Below are 17,846 nucleotides of genomic sequence, written 5' to 3'. Positions count from 1 at the left end.
GACTTCAGCCTATAGCGGGGGGAGTGCCGGGAGCGGGGCGCCGCCGGTGTCCAGGCCCGCACCCTTGTCGCCGCGGCCCGCGAGCCAGCCCAGCAGGGCGGGGGCGGTGCCCGTGACGGTGACCGCCGGGCCCTCCGGGCCGCCGGTGTGCCACTGGCGGCCGTCGGGCGCCGTGAGGGTGACGGGCGGCAGTCCGGCGTTGCCGGAGAAGCGCTCCGCGAGGTACGCGATCTGGCGGCCGGTGAACTCCTCCGGGAGGTCCTCCAGCCCGTAGCCGATGTTCAGGTCGACGTGGTGCAGTTCGACCTCGATCAGGCGGCGGAAGGGGACCCGCGCGGCCGCGTCGGTCACGCCGTTGCGCAGGGTCACGGTGCGGGTCCAGTCGGCATCGGCACCGGCGGCCTCCAGGAAGCGCTCCGCGCTCTCCCGCAGGTCGGCGAGCTGGACGTCCAGGGGGCGGGGGGCGCCGCTCCCGATGCCCGCCTCACGGGCCTCGGCACTCGCGTACATGGGCAGGCCGTCGAGGACATTGGCCAGGGCGTCCGCGTTGCGGGCGAGGTGGGCGAACACGTGACCACGGGTCCAGCCGGGGAGGCGTGACGCTTCGGCGACGGCGCCGTTGTCCAGTTTCGCGACCGCGCCGAGGAGCCGGTCGGTCGCTTCACGTACAGATGCCAGGTCGTGCACATGATCAATCATGCGGCGACGATAGCGCCGCCACTCGTCCGGGTGAAGTCGGACGACTCCGACCGTAATTCGAATGTGCGTGCTATAGGCTCGTGTGTGGCATCGGATCCGACATCCGCGCGGCGCCCCCCATACCCTGGGTCGGGGGTGCGGCGCATCCCATCGCTCTCAAGAAAGGTGCCGACCGGCGTGGCTGACCGTCTCATCGTCCGTGGCGCTCGCGAGCACAACCTCAAGAACGTCTCGCTCGACCTCCCCCGTGACTCGCTCATCGTCTTCACGGGGCTCTCCGGGTCGGGCAAGTCGTCCCTCGCGTTCGACACGATCTTCGCCGAGGGGCAGCGTCGTTACGTCGAGTCCCTCTCCTCCTACGCACGGCAGTTCCTCGGGCAGATGGACAAGCCCGACGTGGACTTCATCGAGGGCCTGTCCCCGGCCGTGTCCATCGACCAGAAGTCGACCTCGCGCAACCCGCGCTCCACGGTCGGCACCATCACCGAGGTCTACGACTACCTCCGCCTGCTCTTCGCCCGCATCGGCAGGCCGCACTGCCCCGAGTGCGGGCGGCCCATCTCCCGCCAGTCGCCGCAGGCGATCGTGGACAAGGTCCTTGAGCTGCCCGAGGGCAGCCGCTTCCAGGTGCTCTCCCCGCTGGTGCGCGAGCGCAAGGGCGAGTTCGTCGACCTCTTCGCCGACCTCCAGACCAAGGGCTACAGCAGGGCCCGGGTCGACGGCGAGACCATCCAGCTCTCCGACCCGCCCAAGCTCAAGAAGCAGGAGAAGCACACCATCGAGGTGGTCATCGACCGCCTCACCGTCAAGGACAGCGCCAAGCGCCGGCTGACCGACTCGGTCGAGACCGCCCTGGGCCTCTCCGGCGGCATGGTGATCCTCGACTTCGTCGACCTCGCCGAGGACGACCCCGAGCGCGAGCGGATGTATTCCGAGCACCTCTACTGCGCGTACGACGACCTGTCCTTCGAGGAGCTGGAGCCGCGCTCCTTCTCCTTCAACTCCCCCTTCGGCGCCTGCCCCGACTGCACCGGCATCGGCAGCCGGATGGAGGTCGACCCGGAGCTGATCGTCCCCGACGAGGACAAGTCCCTCGACGAGGGCGCGATCAACCCCTGGTCGCACGGCCACACCAAGGACTACTTCAGCCGCCTCGTCGGCGCCCTGGCCGACGAGCTCGGGTTCCGTACGGACATCCCCTGGGCCGGGCTGCCCCTGCGGGCCAGGAAGGCGCTCCTCAACGGCCACAAGACCCAGATCGAGGTGCGCTACCGCAACCGCTACGGCCGCGAGCGCGCGTACACCACCGCCTTCGAGGGCGCCGTGCCCTTCGTCAAGCGGCGCCACTCCGAGGCCGAGAGCGACTCCAGCCGCGAGCGCTTCGAGGGCTATATGCGCGAGGTGCCCTGCCCGACCTGCGAGGGCACCCGGCTCAAGCCGATCGTGCTCGCGGTCACCGTGCAGGGGCGGTCCATCGCCGAGGTCGCCGCGATGTCGATCAGTGAATGCGCCGACTTCCTGCGGGAGATGAAGCTCACCGGCCGCGAGAAGAAGATCGCCGAGCGGGTCCTCAAGGAGGTCAACGAGCGGCTGAAGTTCCTGGTCGACGTCGGCCTGGACTACCTCTCGCTCAACCGCGCCGCGGGCACCCTCTCCGGCGGCGAGGCCCAGCGCATCCGGCTCGCCACCCAGATCGGCTCCGGCCTCGTCGGCGTCCTCTACGTGCTGGACGAACCGTCCATCGGCCTGCACCAGCGCGACAACCACCGCCTCATCGAGACGCTCGTGCGCCTGCGCGACATGGGTAACACCCTCATCGTCGTCGAGCACGACGAGGACACCATCAAGGTCGCGGACTGGGTCGTGGACATCGGCCCCGGCGCGGGCGAGCACGGCGGCAAGGTGGTGCACAGCGGTCCGTTGAAGGACCTGCTGCGCAACAAGGAGTCGATGACGGGGCAGTATCTCTCCGGCAAGAAGGCCATCGCCACCCCGATCGAGCGGCGCCCCGTCGACCTCGACCGGCAGCTGACGGTGCGCGGAGCCCGGGAGAACAACCTCCAGGACATCGACGTGTCCTTCCCGCTCGGCGTGTTCACGGCCGTCACCGGCGTCTCCGGCTCCGGCAAGTCGACGCTCGTCAACGACATCCTCTACACCCACCTGGCCCGCGAGCTGAACGGCGCCCGCGCCGTTCCCGGCCGGCACACGCGCGTGGACGGCGACGACCTCGTCGACAAGGTCGTCCACGTCGACCAGTCGCCCATCGGCCGTACGCCGCGCTCCAACCCCGCGACGTACACAGGCGTCTTCGACCACGTCCGCAAGCTCTTCGCGGAGACGATGGAGGCGAAGGTGCGCGGCTATCTGCCGGGCCGCTTCTCCTTCAACGTCAAGGGCGGCCGCTGCGAGAACTGCTCCGGCGACGGGACCATCAAGATCGAGATGAACTTCCTGCCGGATGTGTACGTTCCGTGCGAGGTCTGCCACGGTGCGCGCTACAACCGGGAGACCCTGGAGGTGCACTACAAGGGCAAGTCCATCGCCGAGGTGCTGGACATGCCGATCGAGGAGGCGCTCGACTTCTTCGAGGCCGTGCCGACCATCGCGCGGCACCTGCGCACCCTGCACGAGGTCGGGCTCGGCTACGTCAGGCTCGGGCAGTCCGCGCCCACGCTCTCCGGCGGCGAGGCCCAGCGCGTGAAGCTCGCCAGCGAGCTGCAGAAGCGCTCCACCGGCCGCACGGTGTACGTGCTCGACGAGCCCACCACCGGGCTGCACTTCGAGGACATCAGCAAGCTGATCTCGGTGCTGTCGGGTCTGGTCGAAAAGGGCAACAGCGTCATCGTCATCGAGCACAACCTCGACGTCATCAAGACGGCCGACTGGGTCGTCGACATGGGCCCGGAGGGCGGCAGCGGCGGTGGCTACGTCATCGCGGAGGGCACGCCGGAAGCGGTTGCTTCTGTGCCGGACAGTCACACGGGCAAGTTCCTGCGGGAGTTGCTGGGGGAGCGGGTGAGTGATTCGGCGCCGGTGGCGCGGGCGCGGGCGAAGAAGGCGCCTGTGAAGAAGGCGCCCGTGAAGAAGGCTGCCGCGAAGAAGACTGTCGCGGCGAAGGCTCCGGCGAAGAAGGCCGTTCGGGCGCGGAAGGCGTAGCCGCCTGCGGCGGGCTTGTTCCCCAGCCCCGCCCCTTCCCGAAACTGGGGGCAAGCCCCCAGACCCCCGAAGCACGCTTCGCGCGCTGTCCTCAAACGCCGGACGGGCTGGATTCGCTGGCTACGGTCCGCGAAATCAGCCCGTCCGGCGTTTGAGGACGCTCCCGCAGGGAGCTCCCGCCGCAGGCGGCAACGGCTCCGCCCCCGCGTGTGTGCATGCGAGTGCCGCCGCGTGGGCCGCGAAGCGCAGGACGTCCGGCCAGGGCACCGTGTCCAGCGCCCCGCGCGACAGCGCACCCCGCTCCGCCAGTCCATGGAGCAGCGCCGCGTTCACCGTGTCGCCCGCGCCGATCGTGTCCACGACCTCGACCGCGGGGGCCGGGACCGAGTGGCGGGTGCCGGACCGGGTGTGGACGGACAGGCCCGCCGCCCCGTGTGTGACGACCACCGCGGCGGGGCCTTCTGTCAGCCACTGCTCCGGGGAGCCGCCCAGCCACCGGGCGTCCTCCTCGGACAGCTTCAGCAGGGTCACATGGGGCAGCCAGGAGCGGAAGCGGGCGCGGTAGGCGGACGCGTCGGGGATCAGGCCCGCCCGGACATTGGGGTCCAGGAGCGTGAACACCCCGCGCTCCGCCTCCCTGCGCAGCAGCGCCTCGTACGCGCTCGCGCCCGGCTCCAGCACCAGTGAACAGGTGCCCAGGCACAGTGCCGACACCGTCTCCGGCAGCGGCCCCGGAAGCTCGAACAGGCGGTCCGCGGTGCCCTCCGCGTAGAACGCGTAGCCCGCGGAGCCGTCCGCGCCGACGTCGGCCACCGCGAGCGTCGTCGGCTCCGGCCCGCGCTGCACCAGTGAGACATCGACCCCCGCCGCCCGGAGCCCGGCCAGCAGCGCCTCGCCGAAGCCGTCCGCCGACACCCGGGAACAGAAGGCGGCGGGCGCGCCCAACCGCCCGAGCGCCACAGCGGTGTTGTACGGGCCGCCGCCACGCCGCGGCAGCAGTGCGGGGAGCACGCCGTCCCCGGCTTCTCCCGGCACCAGGTCGATCAGGGCCTCTCCGGCTACGACGATCACGAGGAGCATCCTTTCCCGGCCGCTTCCTGCCGGGCCCAGCCTGCCATGTCGCCGCCCGACCCGAGGGGCCTCAAGCGGAATTCTGGGTGCCGGTAGGGTCGACGCGTCGTATCCGCAGTTCACCGTTGGAGCACCCATGACAAGCCCCGCCCCCGAGGCTTCTGCCGCCTTCCCCATGGACCGCCGCACCGCGCTGCGAGGCGCCGCGCTGGCAGGCGCCGCCGGGCTCGGCGTCACGGCGTGCTCGGGCGGCGGTCCGGGCGGCGCCAAGGGCGCGGCCACCCCCACGGCCCCGGTGGACCTCGGGGCCCCGGCCGATGTCCCGGTCGGCGGGGCGCGGCTCTACCGCGAGCAGCGCCTGGTCGTCTCGCAGCCCGCCAAGGGGGAGTACAAGGCGTTCAGCGCGGTGTGCACGCACGCCGGCTGTGTCGTCGACAAGATCGAGGACGGGAAGATCAGCTGCCCGTGCCACGGCAGCAAGTTCGACCCGGCCACCGGCAAGGTCCTCCAGGGCCCGGCCGGCGCGCCCCTGCCCGCCGTCCCGGTCAAGCTGGCCGACGGCAAGCTGATCGCGGGCCCGGACGCCTGACGGGGCACCGGCGAGGGCCGGGCCGCTCACGACCAGTCCCAGGCGATCCCCAGGATCCCCGGGCGCACCCCTTGTTCCACCAGATGCACCCCGCGGTGCCGCCCCGCCAGCGTCAGCTCCTGCTGCCCGGCGCGCGGCGCCCCCGCGGAGCTCTGGGCGAACCTGCGGCAGCGCACCGGCAGCGCCGCGCCGTCGAAGCGGACCTGGAGGACGTACTGCCCGCCCGCGAAGCTGAACCCCCGTACGTACTCGCTGCTCGGCCCGGCCGTGCCGTCCTCGAAGCCGTAGCCGAAGACGTAGGTCTCCCCGGCCCGCAGCCGGGTGTCGAAGAGCAGCTCGGCCACGAGGACACCGGCCCTGGCGTGCCACCGCACGCGCCCCACCCGGCAGTTCTCGGTGGCCCGCACCGCCACCTGCCCGGGGTCGCAGCCGGTGTCCCCGTGATGGATGGCGACATAGCGGTCCACACCGTCCCGGTGCGCGCGGACGACGTGCTGCGAGTCGCGCTCCAGGAGCTCGCGCCCGGCGCCGATCAGGACCCGTTCCAGATGGCAGACGGTGTGCAGACCGCCGTCGGCCGGTGACTCCAGCTCCGCCAGCAGCCGTTCCAGCGCGCGCGACTCCTCGACCAGGGAGCGGTACGAGCGGGCGGCGGGCCGTTCCGCCCCGGTGCGCGGCTCCAGGGGTTCGAGGAGCCGGGTAAGGGACTGCGGGGGGAGCTCCAGGACGTCCTCCAGCATGCGCACCGCACGCAGCGACTCGGGCCGCTGGGGCCGCCGCGCGCCCTGCTGCCAGTAGCTGAGGCTCGTCACCCCGACCCGTACGCCGCGCTGCGCGAGCCGGTGCTGCACCCGGTGCAGGGCGAGCCCGCGCACGGACAGCGCGGTCCGCAGCGCCAGGTGGAACGGCCCGGTGCGCAGGGCCTGCGCCAGTTCGTTCTCGGCCGCATCGGTCGGTATGCCGCTCTGTGCCATCCGCTCGCCCCTCTGTGAATATTCACCGGTGGCAGGAGCGGTCCGGGCCACTGGACCGATGTGATCCTCTTGGCCGGGCACCGGCCGTTCACACCCGGTTCGCGCTGTTCACACCGTCGGCTCACCCAGCATTGAAACCTGTTGACCAGTCACTGACAACACCCTGATGCTCCTGATCAGCGTCCGGACGCGCTCCTCCGTTTCAACCCCCCGCCTCGGGAGGAACGTCCATGTCCCGTGCATCGGCACAACAGAAAAAGACCGGAAAGAGCCGTATACGCGGCAGACGGCTGTCCGTCGCCGCACTGGTCGCCTCCGCACTGCTCGCCGTCCCCACCACGGCGAGCGCCGCGACGGGCGGCAACCAGCCGGGTCTCGCCGCGTCGAAGAAGCTCAACATCACCATGCAGGCCCAGCAGAAGACCAATTGGTGCTGGGCGGGCTCCGGCAACACCATCGCCACCTGGTTCGGGCGCAACTACAGCCAGAACCAGTTCTGCAACGCCGCCTTCAACCGGCAGCAGGGCACGGAGTGCCCCAACAACCAGGCCACCCTGGGCAATGTGCAGAACGCCCTCGACTGGGCGGGCATCAACTCCGGCTCGTACGTGACCGGCTGGCTGCGCTACTCGACCGTGCAGAGCGAGATCAGCGCCAACCGGCCCGTGGAGACCCGCATCCAGTGGTCCTCCGGCGGCGGCCACATGCACGTCCTCTACGGGTACGACGACTCCGACAGCTGGGTCTACTGGGGCGACCCGTGGCCGTCCAACAACCGCTACAACTGGGCCTCGCACAGCTGGTACGTCAACAACGACCAGTTCTCCTGGACCCACTCGCTCTACCGGATCGGGGCGTGAGGACATGAGCACGCACACCAGGAAGAACGCAGCCCGCGCGGCGGCCGCCGGAGCGCTCACCGCGGCCCTCCTCGGCCTCGCCCCCCTCGCGCACGCCGACGGCAACCCGGTCCCCGCCCCCCTCGCCCCGCCCGCCGCGGGAATCGCGGCCGCGCACGACGCGGCGGCCGCCCCCACGACGCTCGACACCCTCTCCCGCTTCTTCGCCCGCGACGGAGCCGTCGCCAAGGCCAAGGCGCAGCCGAGGATCGACGGCGCGACGGTGCCGGTCTACACGCTCGCCCCCGAGTTCGTGGCGGGCAAGACAGGTGCCCCGGTGGCCAAGCTCGAATTCCTCGCCAGCGAGGCGGTCTCGGCCGACGGGCAGAAGGCGTCGGTGTGGACGGTGAAGGACGGGAGCGCCTGGAAGGTCGTCAACATCGCCACCGGCGACGACGAGACGCGCTACGCGGCCGAGGGCGCGAAGAAGCTCGGCGGCGGCACCGTCTTCCGCGAACCGCAGATCGACGCCTGGTACGTCCAGCGCGGCGACCGGGTCCTGCCGCTCGACGAGGACGCCACCCGGGCGATCGGCGCCGAGGGCACCACCGTCGACAGCTACCGGGCCCGCGTCCACCGGGCGTACGGCGACAAGCTGCCGGGCTCCGCGTACGCCCGGCAGGGAATGGCCGGCGGCTACGCGGAGAAGCCGGCCGGCGGGACGGCGGAGAGGACGGCAGAGGTCCGGACGGCGTCCGCGGCGCGGACCGGCGCGGGGAGCCCGCTGAACGCGGCCTCCACCGCGACGGCCGCGGGCGCGGCCCTGGCCCTCGGCGCCTCCGCCCTGGTGGTCCGCCGGAGGCGGCGCCGCGGCTGACCGCGGCCCGCCGGCGGGCCGCGCCGACGCGGCCCGCACCGGACCACCCGCACCAGGGGGCGGCCCCACAACGCTCCCGCTCCGGCCCCGGCGCGCACTCGCCGGGGCCGGAGGCGTGACGCCCGCCGACGGCCCGGAACTGGTGCCCGCCACGGCTGGACGACGGAGTTGTCACTGCCCGCAAGTAGGGTGTGTGACATGGCCGACCCCAGCAGCTACCGACCCAAGCCGGGACAGATCCCCGACTCGCCGGGGGTCTACAAATTCCGTGACGAGCACGGCCGCGTGATCTACGTCGGGAAGGCGAAGAGCCTGCGCCAGCGGCTCTCCTCGTACTTCCAGGATCTCGCCGGCCTGCACCCGCGCACGCGCACCATGGTCACCACCGCGGCCTCCGTCGAGTGGACCGTGGTCTCCACCGAGGTCGAGGCGCTCCAGCTCGAATACTCCTGGATCAAGGAGTACGACCCGCGCTTCAACGTCAAGTACCGCGACGACAAGAGCTACCCCTCCCTCGCCGTCACCCTGAACGAGGAGTTCCCGCGCGTGCAGGTCATGCGCGGCCCCAAGAAGAAGGGCGTGCGCTACTTCGGCCCGTACGCCCACGCCTGGGCGATCCGCGAGACCGTCGACCTGATGCTGCGCGTCTTTCCCGTACGCACCTGCTCCGCCGGGGTGTTCAAGCGCTCCGCCCAGATCGGCCGCCCCTGTCTGCTCGGCTACATCGGCAAGTGCTCCGCCCCGTGCGTCGGCCGCGTCACCCCCCAGGAGCACCGCGAACTCGCAGAGGAATTCTGCGACTTCATGGCCGGGCGTACCGGCGCGTACATCCGCCGTTTGGAACAGCGGATGCACGATGCCGCCGAGGAGATGGAATACGAGAAGGCGGCCAGGCTCCGCGACGACATAGAAGCGCTCCGCCGCGCCATGGAGAAGAGCGCGGTGGTGCTCGCCGACGCCACCGACGCCGACCTGATCGCCGTCGCAGAGGACGAGCTGGAAGCCGCCGTGCAGATCTTCCACGTGCGCGGCGGACGGGTGCGCGGCCAGCGCGGCTGGGTGACCGACAAGGTCGAGGCCGTCGACACCGCGGGCCTGGTCGAGCACGCACTCCAGCAGCTCTACGGCGAGGAGAAGGGCGACGCCGTCCCCAAGGAGGTCCTCGTCCCCGCCCTGCCGGACCCGGTCGGACCCGTCGGCCAGTGGCTCACCGAGCGCCGCGGCTCCCGGGTCGACCTGCGCATCCCGCAGCGCGGCGACAAGAAGGACCTGATGGCCACGGTCCAGCGCAACGCCGCGCAGGCCCTCGCGCTCCACAAGACCAAGCGCGCCTCCGACCTCACCACCCGCTCCCGCGCCCTGGAGGAGATCGCCGAGGCCCTCGGCCTGGACTCCGCCCCGCTGCGCATCGAGTGCTTCGACATCTCCCACCTCCAGGGGCAGGACGTGGTGGCGTCCATGGTCGTCTTCGAGGACGGCCTCGCCCGCAAGAGCGAGTACCGCCGCTTCCAGATCAAGAGCTTCGAGGGGCAGGACGACGTCCGCTCGATGCACGAGGTCGTCGGCCGCCGCTTCCGCCGCTATCTGGCGGAGCAGCAGAAGGCGGGGGAGTGGTCCGAGGAGAACGCCGTCGAGGAGGACGGGGACGGCCCCGTCCGCACCGAGGACGACCGGCCCAAGCGGTTCGCCTATCCGCCGCAGCTCGTCGTGGTCGACGGCGGGCAGCCGCAGGTCGCCGCCGCCCGGCGGGCCCTGGACGACCTCGGCATCAGCGACGTGGCCGTCTGCGGCCTCGCCAAGCGCCTCGAAGAGGTCTGGCTGCCCGACGACGACGATCCCGTCGTCCTGCCGCGTACCAGCGAGGGCCTCTACCTCCTCCAGCGCGTCCGGGACGAGGCACACCGCTTCGCGATCTCCTACCAGCGCAGCAAGCGCGCCAAGACCATGAAGGCCGGTCCGCTCGACGACGTCGCCGGCCTCGGGGAGACCCGCAAGCGGGCGCTGATCAAGCACTTCGGTTCGGTCAAGCGGCTGCGGGCCGCGACGGTCGAGCAGATCTGCGAGACGCCGGGCATCGGCCGCAAGACGGCCGAGACGATCGCCGCCGCACTCGCCGCGACGGCGCCGCCGGCCCCTGCCGTCAACACCGCGACAGGCGAGATCATGGACGATGCGGAGGAATGATGGACGTGGACGCCCACGGCATCGGCCGGCGGCCCGAGGCCGGGCGGCGAACGCCGTCCCGGTCACGGACACCGGGAGACCGCAGTATGAGAAGACGGCGCCGCGCCCGCGGCACCGTCCGCAGAACGGGGGTAGCAGCATGACCGGGACCGATCGAGACGGAGCACAGGTGAGTACGGGCACGACGGCGGACGCGGCCGGTGAGGCGGCGGGCATCCCCGAACTGGTGATCATCTCCGGCATGTCGGGGGCGGGCCGCAGCACCGCCGCCAAGTGCCTGGAGGACCTCGGCTGGTTCGTCGTGGACAACCTGCCGCCCGCCCTGATCCCCACCATGGTGGACCTCGGCGCCCGCTCGCAGGGCAACGTGGCCCGGATCGCCGTGGTCGTGGACGTCCGCGGCCGCCGCTTCTTCGACAACCTCCGGGAGTCCCTCGCGGACCTCGCCGCCAAGAAGGTCAAGCGCCGCGTGATCTTCCTGGAGGCCTCCGACGACGCCCTGGTGCGCCGCTTCGAGTCCGTGCGCCGCCCGCACCCCCTCCAGGGTTCCGGGCGCATCGTCGACGGCATCGCCGCCGAGCGCGACCTGCTGCGCGAGCTGCGCGGCGACGCCGACCTGGTGATCGACACCTCCAGCCTCAACGTCCACGAGCTGCGCGCCAAGATGGACGCCCAGTTCGCGGGCGAGGAGGAGCCGGAGCTGCGGGCCACCGTCATGTCGTTCGGCTACAAGTACGGCCTGCCCGTCGACGCCGACCTCGTGGTCGACTGCCGCTTCCTGCCCAACCCGCACTGGGTCCCCGAGCTGCGCCCCTTCACCGGGCTCAACGAGGAGGTCTCGGGCTATGTCTTCAACCAGCCCGGCGCCAAGGAGTTCCTCGACCGCTACACCGAGCTGCTCCAGCTGATCGCCGCGGGCTACCGCCGCGAGGGCAAGCGCTATGTGACCATCGCGGTCGGCTGCACCGGCGGCAAGCACCGCTCGGTGGCGATGTCCGAGAAGCTCGCCCACCGCCTGGCCTCGGAGGGTGTCGAGACCGTGGTCGTCCACCGGGACATGGGGCGCGAGTGACCGGCCGCACGTTCCGGCTGCGCCGCGGCCGCAGGCTCGTCCCCGCCCGGGCGGGTGGCCGGGCCGGCCGCGGCGCACAGCCCAAGGTCGTCGCCCTCGGCGGCGGCCACGGTCTGTCCGCGTCGCTGGCCGCCCTGCGCCGGATCACCGGCGACCTGACCGCCGTCGTCACCGTCGCCGACGACGGCGGCTCCAGCGGCCGGCTCCGCGACGAGCTGGGCGTGCTGCCCCCCGGCGACCTGCGCAAGGCGCTCGCCGCGCTGTGCGGCGACGACGACTGGGGCCAGACCTGGGCCCGGGTCATCAAGCACCGCTTCGCCAGCGAGGGCGACCTGCACGGACACGCCGTCGGCAATCTGCTGATCGTCGCCCTGTGGGAGCAGCTCGGCGACCACGTACAGGCCCTGGACCTGGTCGGCAAGCTCCTCGGCGCGCACGGCCGGGTGCTGCCCATGTCCGCGGTGCCGCTGGAGCTCCAGGCGCTCGTCCGGGGCCACGACCCGGCCGAGCCCGAGGCGATCAGCACCGTGCGCGGCCAGGCCACCGTGGCGCTGACCCGCGGCGAGGTGCAGTCCGTGCACGTCGTGCCGGAGGACCCGCCCGCCGTGCCCGAGGCCGTGGAAGCGGTCCTCGACGCCGACTGGGTGGTGCTCGGGCCGGGCTCCTGGTTCTCCTCCGTGATCCCGCACCTGCTGGTGCCCGAGCTGCTCGAAGCGCTCCAGCAGACCAAGGCCCGCCGGGTGCTCTCGCTGAACCTCGCGCCGCAGCCCGGCGAAACCGATGGCTTCTCCCCGCAGCGTCATTTGGAGGTTTTGGCCCGACACGCCCCTAAACTCGCCCTGGACGTGGTGCTGGCCGACGAGGCCGCCGTGCCCGACCGGCAGAGCCTCACCGACGCCGCCAAGCGCCTGGGGGCCGCGGTCGAGCTGGCGCCGGTCGCCTCGCCCGACGGCTCCCCGACGCACGACCCGGAGCTGTTGGCCGCCGCGTACGACCGTATTTTTCGGATGCATGGAAGGATCGGCCCATGGCGATGACGGCAGCGGTGAAGGATGAAATCTCCCGGCTCCCCGTCACCCGGACCTGCTGCCGGAAAGCGGAGGTCTCGGCGATCCTGCGGTTCGCGGGCGGGCTGCACCTGGTCAGCGGGCGCATTGTGATCGAGGCGGAGCTGGACACCGGGATCGCGGCCCGACGGCTGCGCAAGGACATCCTGGAGATCTTCGGGCACACCTCCGACCTGGTGGTGATGGCCCCCGGCGGGCTGCGCCGCGGCAGCCGGTACGTGGTGCGGGTGGTGGCGGGCGGTGACCAGCTGGCCCGCCAGACCGGCCTGGTCGACGGCCGCGGCCGGCCGATCCGCGGGCTTCCGCCGCAGGTGGTCTCCGGTGCCACGTGTGACGCGGAGGCCGCCTGGCGCGGCGCCTTCCTGGCCCACGGCTCGCTCACCGAGCCCGGCCGCTCCTCCTCCCTGGAGGTGACCTGCCCCGGGCCCGAGGCGGCGCTGGCGCTGGTCGGGGCGGCCCGCAGGCTGCAGATCGCGGCCAAGGCGCGCGAGGTGCGCGGCGTGGACCGGGTGGTCGTCCGGGACGGTGACGCGATCGGCGCGCTGTTGACGCGCCTGGGTGCGCATGAATCCGTGCTCGCCTGGGAGGAGCGGCGGATGCGCCGCGAGGTGCGGGCCACGGCCAACCGCCTCGCCAATTTCGACGATGCCAATCTGCGCCGCTCGGCGCGCGCCGCGGTCGCCGCGGGCGCCCGGGTCCAGCGCGCGCTGGAGATCCTCGGCGAGGAGGTCCCCGAGCACCTCGCCGCCGCGGGCCGGCTGCGCATGGAGCACAAGCAGGCCTCCCTGGAGGAGCTGGGCGCCCTCGCCGACCCGCCGCTGACCAAGGACGCCGTCGCCGGCCGGATCCGGCGGCTGCTGGCGATGGCCGACAAGCGGGCCCAGGACCTGGGCATCCCGGGCACGGAGTCGAACCTCTCGGACCTCTCCGACCTCTCGGAGGAGCTCGCCGAGGGCATGGTCGGCTGACCCGGATACCCCGGGAAACCGGGGACCCCCGATCCTGAGCGCCGGGCGGGCCGGTCTTTCCGGCCGTCCGGCGCTCGATGCCCCGTTGACATGATCATGAGCGTTTCATCAGCCTTGCGTGCGTGCATCCGATGTGCCGGACCACAGCAAGGGGGGCTCATGAGACGCAGGGCGAGATCGTTCCTCGCGGCCGCTTCGCTGGTGATCGGCGGGCTGGCCGCCGCACCCTTCGCACACGCGCAACCCGCTCCGCGCACCACCGCCGACGGCGGCACCCTCTCCGTATGGACCGCCAAGGTCACCTCCGCGCAGATCCCGCTGCTGCTCGCGGCGGGCATCGACGGCCATGAGCTGGGCGAGCGGGTCACCGTCGGCCACAGCGCACCGGTCGAGCTGACCCTCACCGGGACCCAGGCCGCGGACTTGCGCCGACAGGGCGTGGACCTCACCGAGAAGCGCGTCCCCGAGAAGACCCTGGAGCGGATCGAGGCCGCCGGTGACGGAGTCTTCCGCCCGTACGGGCCCAAGGGCGGCCTGGAGGAGGAGATCGTCAACACCGGGCGGGCGCACCCCGGCCTCACCAAGGTCGAGAGCATCGGCAAGACCGTGCGCGGCCAGGACATTCTGGCCCTGAAGGTCACCAAGGACGCCGGGCACACCCGCGACGGCGCCAGACCGGCCGTGCTCTACATGTCCAACCAGCACGCCCGCGAGTGGATCACGCCCGAGATGACCCGGCGGCTGATGCACCACTACCTCGACGGCTACGGCAAGGACGACCGGATCACCAGGCTGGTCGACCGCTCCGAGCTGTGGTTCGTGCTCTCCGCCAACCCCGACGGCTACGACTACACCTTCCGGAGCCCGGACACCCGCCTGTGGCGCAAGAACCTGCGGGACAACAACGGCGACGGAAAGATCACCTCCGCGGACGGCGTCGACCTCAACCGCAACTTCCCCTACAAATGGGGCTACGACAACGAGGGCTCGTCCCCCGACCCGGCCTCCGAGACCTACCGCGGGCCGTCCCCCGCCTCCGAGCCGGAGACCCGCGCCCTGGACGCCTTCGAGAAGCGCGTCCACTTCACCTACGCCGTCAACTACCACTCCGCGGCCGAGCTGCTGCTCTACGGCGTCGGCTGGCAGGTCGCCACGCCCACCCCGGACGACGTCCTCTACAAGGCGCTCGCCGGCACCCCGGAGAATTCCGCGATCCCCGGCTACCGCCCCCAGCTCTCCTCCGAGCTCTACACCACCAACGGCGAGGCCGACGGCCACGCGGCCAACGTCAACGGCACGATGATGTTCACCCCGGAGATGTCGACCTGCCAGACCGCGGCCAAGGGCGACCCCGACCACCGCTGGGACCCGGCCGACTGCCGCTCCTCCTTCACCTTCCCCGACGACGAGAAGCTGATCCAGCGGGAGTTCACCAAGAACCTCCCCTTCGCGCTCTCCGTCGCCGAGACCGCCGCCAACAAGGCGGGCGACGACCGGCCGGTCTCCTCCGTCGGCCTGAGCGCACCGGACTTCACCCCCGACACCTTCACCACCTCCTACGCGCGCGGCGAGGAACAGGACGTCGCCGTCACCGCCCGCAAGAGCCTGCGCGACAAGCGCCTCAACTACCGCGTCGACGGCGGCCGTACGCACACCGCGCCGCTGGAGGCGTGGGAGGGCGGCAAGCGCTACGGCGGCCGGGACAACCTCCGCTTCGACCAGTACCGCGCCCAGGTCGAGGGCGCCGACCCCGGATCAACCGTCCAGGTCTGGTTCACCGGCCGTACGCGCGACGGCAAGCCCACCGCCGGCGAGCCGTTCACGTACACGGTCGCGAAGCGCCCCCGCGCCGACACCCTCGTGCTCGCCGACGAGGGCGGCACGACGGCCGCCCGCAACGTGGACGTCTACACCAAGGCCCTTGCCGACAACGGCCGCAAGGCCGCCGTCTGGGACGTCGCACGGCAGGGCGCGCCCCACGCGCTCGGCGTGCTCGGCCACTTCGGGACCGTGGTGTGGTACTCCGGCGCGAACCGGCCCGGAGGCGACACCCTGCTCGCCGTGCGCGACTTCATCAACGCCGGGGGCAAGGTCGTCGCCGCCGGGACGCAGGCGGGCGGCAGCGCGCGGGTCGGCCCGGCCGACACCGACGACTTCAGCCAGTACTACCTGGGCGCGGGCGGCCGCGTCTCCGAGCCCGGGCCGCCGCGCTTCGACGGCGCCGGCAAGCTCAAGGGCACCTCGGCCGACCTCACCGGCGCGCCCGGCAGCCCGCTCACCGCGGCGGGCGCCTACAGCTCGATCTCCGACGAGCTGCCGCCCGCGGACTTCCCGCAGTTCCGCAGCGCGCCCGCCGGCGACTACACGGGCATGCGGTCCCCCTTCCAGCCGTACGAGGGATCCTGGATGGCAGCCGCCCGGCACCAGGACAACGCCTGGATGCGGCTGTCGCGCACGGTCGACCTCACCGGCGCGACCGCGGCCGACAAGCCGGCGCTGGGGCTGTGGCTCAGCCACGACACCGAGCAGGGCTACGACAACGCCGTCCTGGAGGCGCACACGGTCGGCCGGGACGACTGGACCACCCTGCCCGACGCCCGGGGCGGCACCACCGACAAGGTGCCCGCCGACTGCGACTCCCTCCTCCGGCTGCACCCCTTCCTTGCCCACTACCTCACGCTCCGTGGCAGCTCCTGCGCCGGGCAGGGCACCACCGGCGCCTGGCACGCCTTCACCGGCTCCTCCGACGGCTGGCGGCAGGTCTCCTTCGACCTGAGCGCCTTCGCGGGCAGGAAGGCCGAGGTGGTCCTCTCCTACGTCACCGACCCGGGCACCGGGGGCCGCGGCGTCTTCGCCGACAACACCACCCTCACCATCGGCGCCACCGCACAGCCCACCGAGGGCTTCGAGTCCTCCCTGGGCCCCTGGAGCGTGCCCGGACCGCCTGCCGGCAGCCCCGGAAATACGGGCGACTGGGCGCGCTCTCAGGAGTTCGTCCACTTCTCCGCGGCGGTCACCACCCGGGACACGGCACTGCTGGGTTTCGGTCTCGAACACGTATCAAATGGGAAGGCGCGCGCTCGTCTGCTCGGCAATGTGTTGCACGCCATTGACAGCTGACGTGTGAGGGGTCCGCCAATGTCACGTCCCCCTGCTGTTGGAGGTAGGGTCAGTGGTGGTCGGGGACATCCCATACAGCTCGCCGGGTGACAGACCGGCACACCAACGAGGAGATCGGTTCGTGACGATCCGCGTAGGCATCAACGGCTTTGGCCGTATCGGTCGTAACTACTTCCGCGCGCTGCTGGAGCAGGGTGCGGACATCCAGATCGTCGGTGTCAACGACCTGACCGACAACGCCACCCTGGTCCACCTGCTGAAGTACGACACCATCCTGGGTCGTCTGAAGCAGGAGGTCAGCCACACCGACGACTCGATCACCGTCGGTGACATGACCTTCAAGACGATGGCCGAGCGCGACCCGGCGAACCTGCCGTGGGCCGAGCTGGGCGCCGACATCGTCATCGAGTCCACCGGCATCTTCACCAAGAAGGCCGACGCCGCGAAGCACATCGCGGCCGGTGCCAAGAAGGTCCTGATCTCCGCGCCCGCCAAGGACGAGGACATCACGATCGTCATGGGCGTCAACCAGGACAAGTACGACGCGGCCAGCCACCACGTCATCTCCAACGCCTCCTGCACCACCAACTGCGTGGCGCCGATGGCCAAGGTTCTCGACGAGAACTTCGGCATCGTCAAGGGCATGATGACCACGGTCCACGCGTACACCAACGACCAGCGGATCCTGGACTTCCCGCACTCCGACCTGCGCCGCGCCCGCGCCGCCGCGGAGAACATCATCCCGACCTCGACCGGTGCCGCCAAGGCCACCGCGCTGGTCCTCCCGCAGCTGAAGGGCAAGCTGGACGGCATCGCCATGCGCGTCCCGGTCCCGACCGGCTCGGTCACCGACCTGGTCCTCGAGCTCGACCGCGAGACCAGCAAGGAAGAGATCAACGCCGCCTTCCAGAAGGCCGCCGAGGGTCAGCTCAAGGGCATCCTGGAGTACACCGAGGACGCGATCGTCTCCTCCGACATCGTGAACTGGCCGGCCTCCTGCACCTTCGACTCCTCCCTGACCATGGTCCAGGGCAACCAGGTCAAGGTCGTCGGCTGGTACGACAACGAGTGGGGCTACTCCAACCGCCTGGTCGACCTGACCGTCTTCGTCGGCGGCCAGCTCTGATCTTCGCCCGACTCGCACAGTCGTAGGCAACAGAGATGTAAGGGACAGGGCTCGTACGACGCGATGGAGCGTCGTACGAGCCCCGTCTCATGACTGACCCT

General features: G+C 71.5%; 13 protein-coding genes. 10 read left to right on the top strand and 3 right to left on the bottom strand.

Annotated elements, in window-relative coordinates; all coding sequences use genetic code 11:
* Positions 1-9 precede the first annotated feature (9 nt).
* Positions 10-699, bottom strand: a complete 690-nt coding sequence (locus ABD269_RS19820) for a maleylpyruvate isomerase family mycothiol-dependent enzyme (RefSeq protein ID WP_344119576.1) — start codon at positions 697-699, stop codon at positions 10-12.
* A gap of 177 nt (positions 700-876) precedes the next feature.
* On the opposite strand from ABD269_RS19820, the gene uvrA reads away from it, so the two are divergent.
* The gene (gene uvrA / locus ABD269_RS19815) at positions 877-3,858 is read left to right on the top strand and encodes an excinuclease ABC subunit UvrA (RefSeq protein WP_344119574.1); all 2,982 of its coding nucleotides are present in this window, start codon (positions 877-879) and stop codon (positions 3,856-3,858) included.
* Between the two features lie 135 nt (positions 3,859-3,993).
* Here the strand turns inward: uvrA and ABD269_RS19810 are convergent, their stop codons facing one another.
* Positions 3,994-4,929 (bottom strand): carbohydrate kinase family protein, encoded by a 936-nt coding sequence (locus ABD269_RS19810; RefSeq protein WP_344119572.1) that lies wholly within the window; start codon positions 4,927-4,929, stop codon positions 3,994-3,996.
* 136 nt (positions 4,930-5,065) lie between these two features.
* Here ABD269_RS19810 and ABD269_RS19805 point away from each other — a divergent pair, with 136 nt between their 5' ends.
* Entirely contained in the window at positions 5,066-5,518 is a 453-nt protein-coding gene (locus ABD269_RS19805) for a Rieske (2Fe-2S) protein (RefSeq protein WP_344119569.1), read from the top strand.
* A 26-nt stretch (positions 5,519-5,544) separates the two neighbouring features.
* Here the strand turns inward: ABD269_RS19805 and ABD269_RS19800 are convergent, their stop codons facing one another.
* On the bottom strand, positions 5,545-6,492 hold the full coding sequence (locus ABD269_RS19800) for a hypothetical protein (protein ID WP_301888210.1): 948 nt from the start codon (positions 6,490-6,492) through the stop codon (positions 5,545-5,547).
* Between the two features lie 230 nt (positions 6,493-6,722).
* Between ABD269_RS19800 and ABD269_RS19795 the strand changes: the two genes are divergently transcribed.
* The 8 genes from ABD269_RS19795 to gap all read left to right on the top strand — a co-directional run bounded on the left by ABD269_RS19795 (position 6,723) and on the right by gap (position 17,745).
* On the top strand, positions 6,723-7,352 hold the full coding sequence (locus tag ABD269_RS19795; RefSeq protein WP_301888212.1) for a papain-like cysteine protease family protein: 630 nt from the start codon (positions 6,723-6,725) through the stop codon (positions 7,350-7,352).
* A 4-nt stretch (positions 7,353-7,356) separates the two neighbouring features.
* Positions 7,357-8,208 (top strand): hypothetical protein, encoded by an 852-nt coding sequence (locus ABD269_RS19790; protein WP_344119565.1) that lies wholly within the window; start codon positions 7,357-7,359, stop codon positions 8,206-8,208.
* Between the two features lie 198 nt (positions 8,209-8,406).
* On the top strand, positions 8,407-10,392 hold the full coding sequence (uvrC, locus tag ABD269_RS19785; RefSeq protein WP_344119563.1) for an excinuclease ABC subunit UvrC: 1,986 nt from the start codon (positions 8,407-8,409) through the stop codon (positions 10,390-10,392).
* A 139-nt stretch (positions 10,393-10,531) separates the two neighbouring features.
* The gene (gene rapZ / locus ABD269_RS19780) at positions 10,532-11,464 is read left to right on the top strand and encodes an RNase adapter RapZ (protein WP_344119561.1); all 933 of its coding nucleotides are present in this window, start codon (positions 10,532-10,534) and stop codon (positions 11,462-11,464) included.
* A complete protein-coding gene (locus ABD269_RS19775; RefSeq protein ID WP_301888217.1) occupies positions 11,461-12,501 on the top strand; it encodes a gluconeogenesis factor YvcK family protein in 1,041 nt (346 codons plus the stop codon). The genes rapZ and ABD269_RS19775 overlap by 4 nt, the downstream gene beginning before the upstream one ends.
* The gene (gene whiA, locus ABD269_RS19770; RefSeq protein ID WP_116211143.1) at positions 12,492-13,499 is read left to right on the top strand and encodes a DNA-binding protein WhiA; all 1,008 of its coding nucleotides are present in this window, start codon (positions 12,492-12,494) and stop codon (positions 13,497-13,499) included. Before ABD269_RS19775 ends, whiA begins: the two co-directional genes overlap by 10 nt.
* Positions 13,500-13,658: 159 nt before the next feature.
* Positions 13,659-16,619, top strand: coding sequence for a M14 family metallopeptidase (locus ABD269_RS19765; protein WP_344119557.1), 2,961 nt, complete (start codon positions 13,659-13,661; stop codon positions 16,617-16,619).
* Positions 16,620-16,740: 121 nt separating this feature from the next.
* A complete protein-coding gene (gap, locus tag ABD269_RS19760; RefSeq protein ID WP_301888219.1) occupies positions 16,741-17,745 on the top strand; it encodes a type I glyceraldehyde-3-phosphate dehydrogenase in 1,005 nt (334 codons plus the stop codon).
* Positions 17,746-17,846 lie beyond the last annotated feature (101 nt).

Origin of the sequence: Streptomyces blastmyceticus (assembly GCF_039521185.1) — a bacterium.
Classification (GTDB): Bacteria; Actinomycetota; Actinomycetes; order Streptomycetales; family Streptomycetaceae; genus Streptomyces; species Streptomyces blastmyceticus.
Note: the sequence above shows the minus strand (reverse complement) of the source record. Positions and strands in the feature narration are given on the sequence as shown.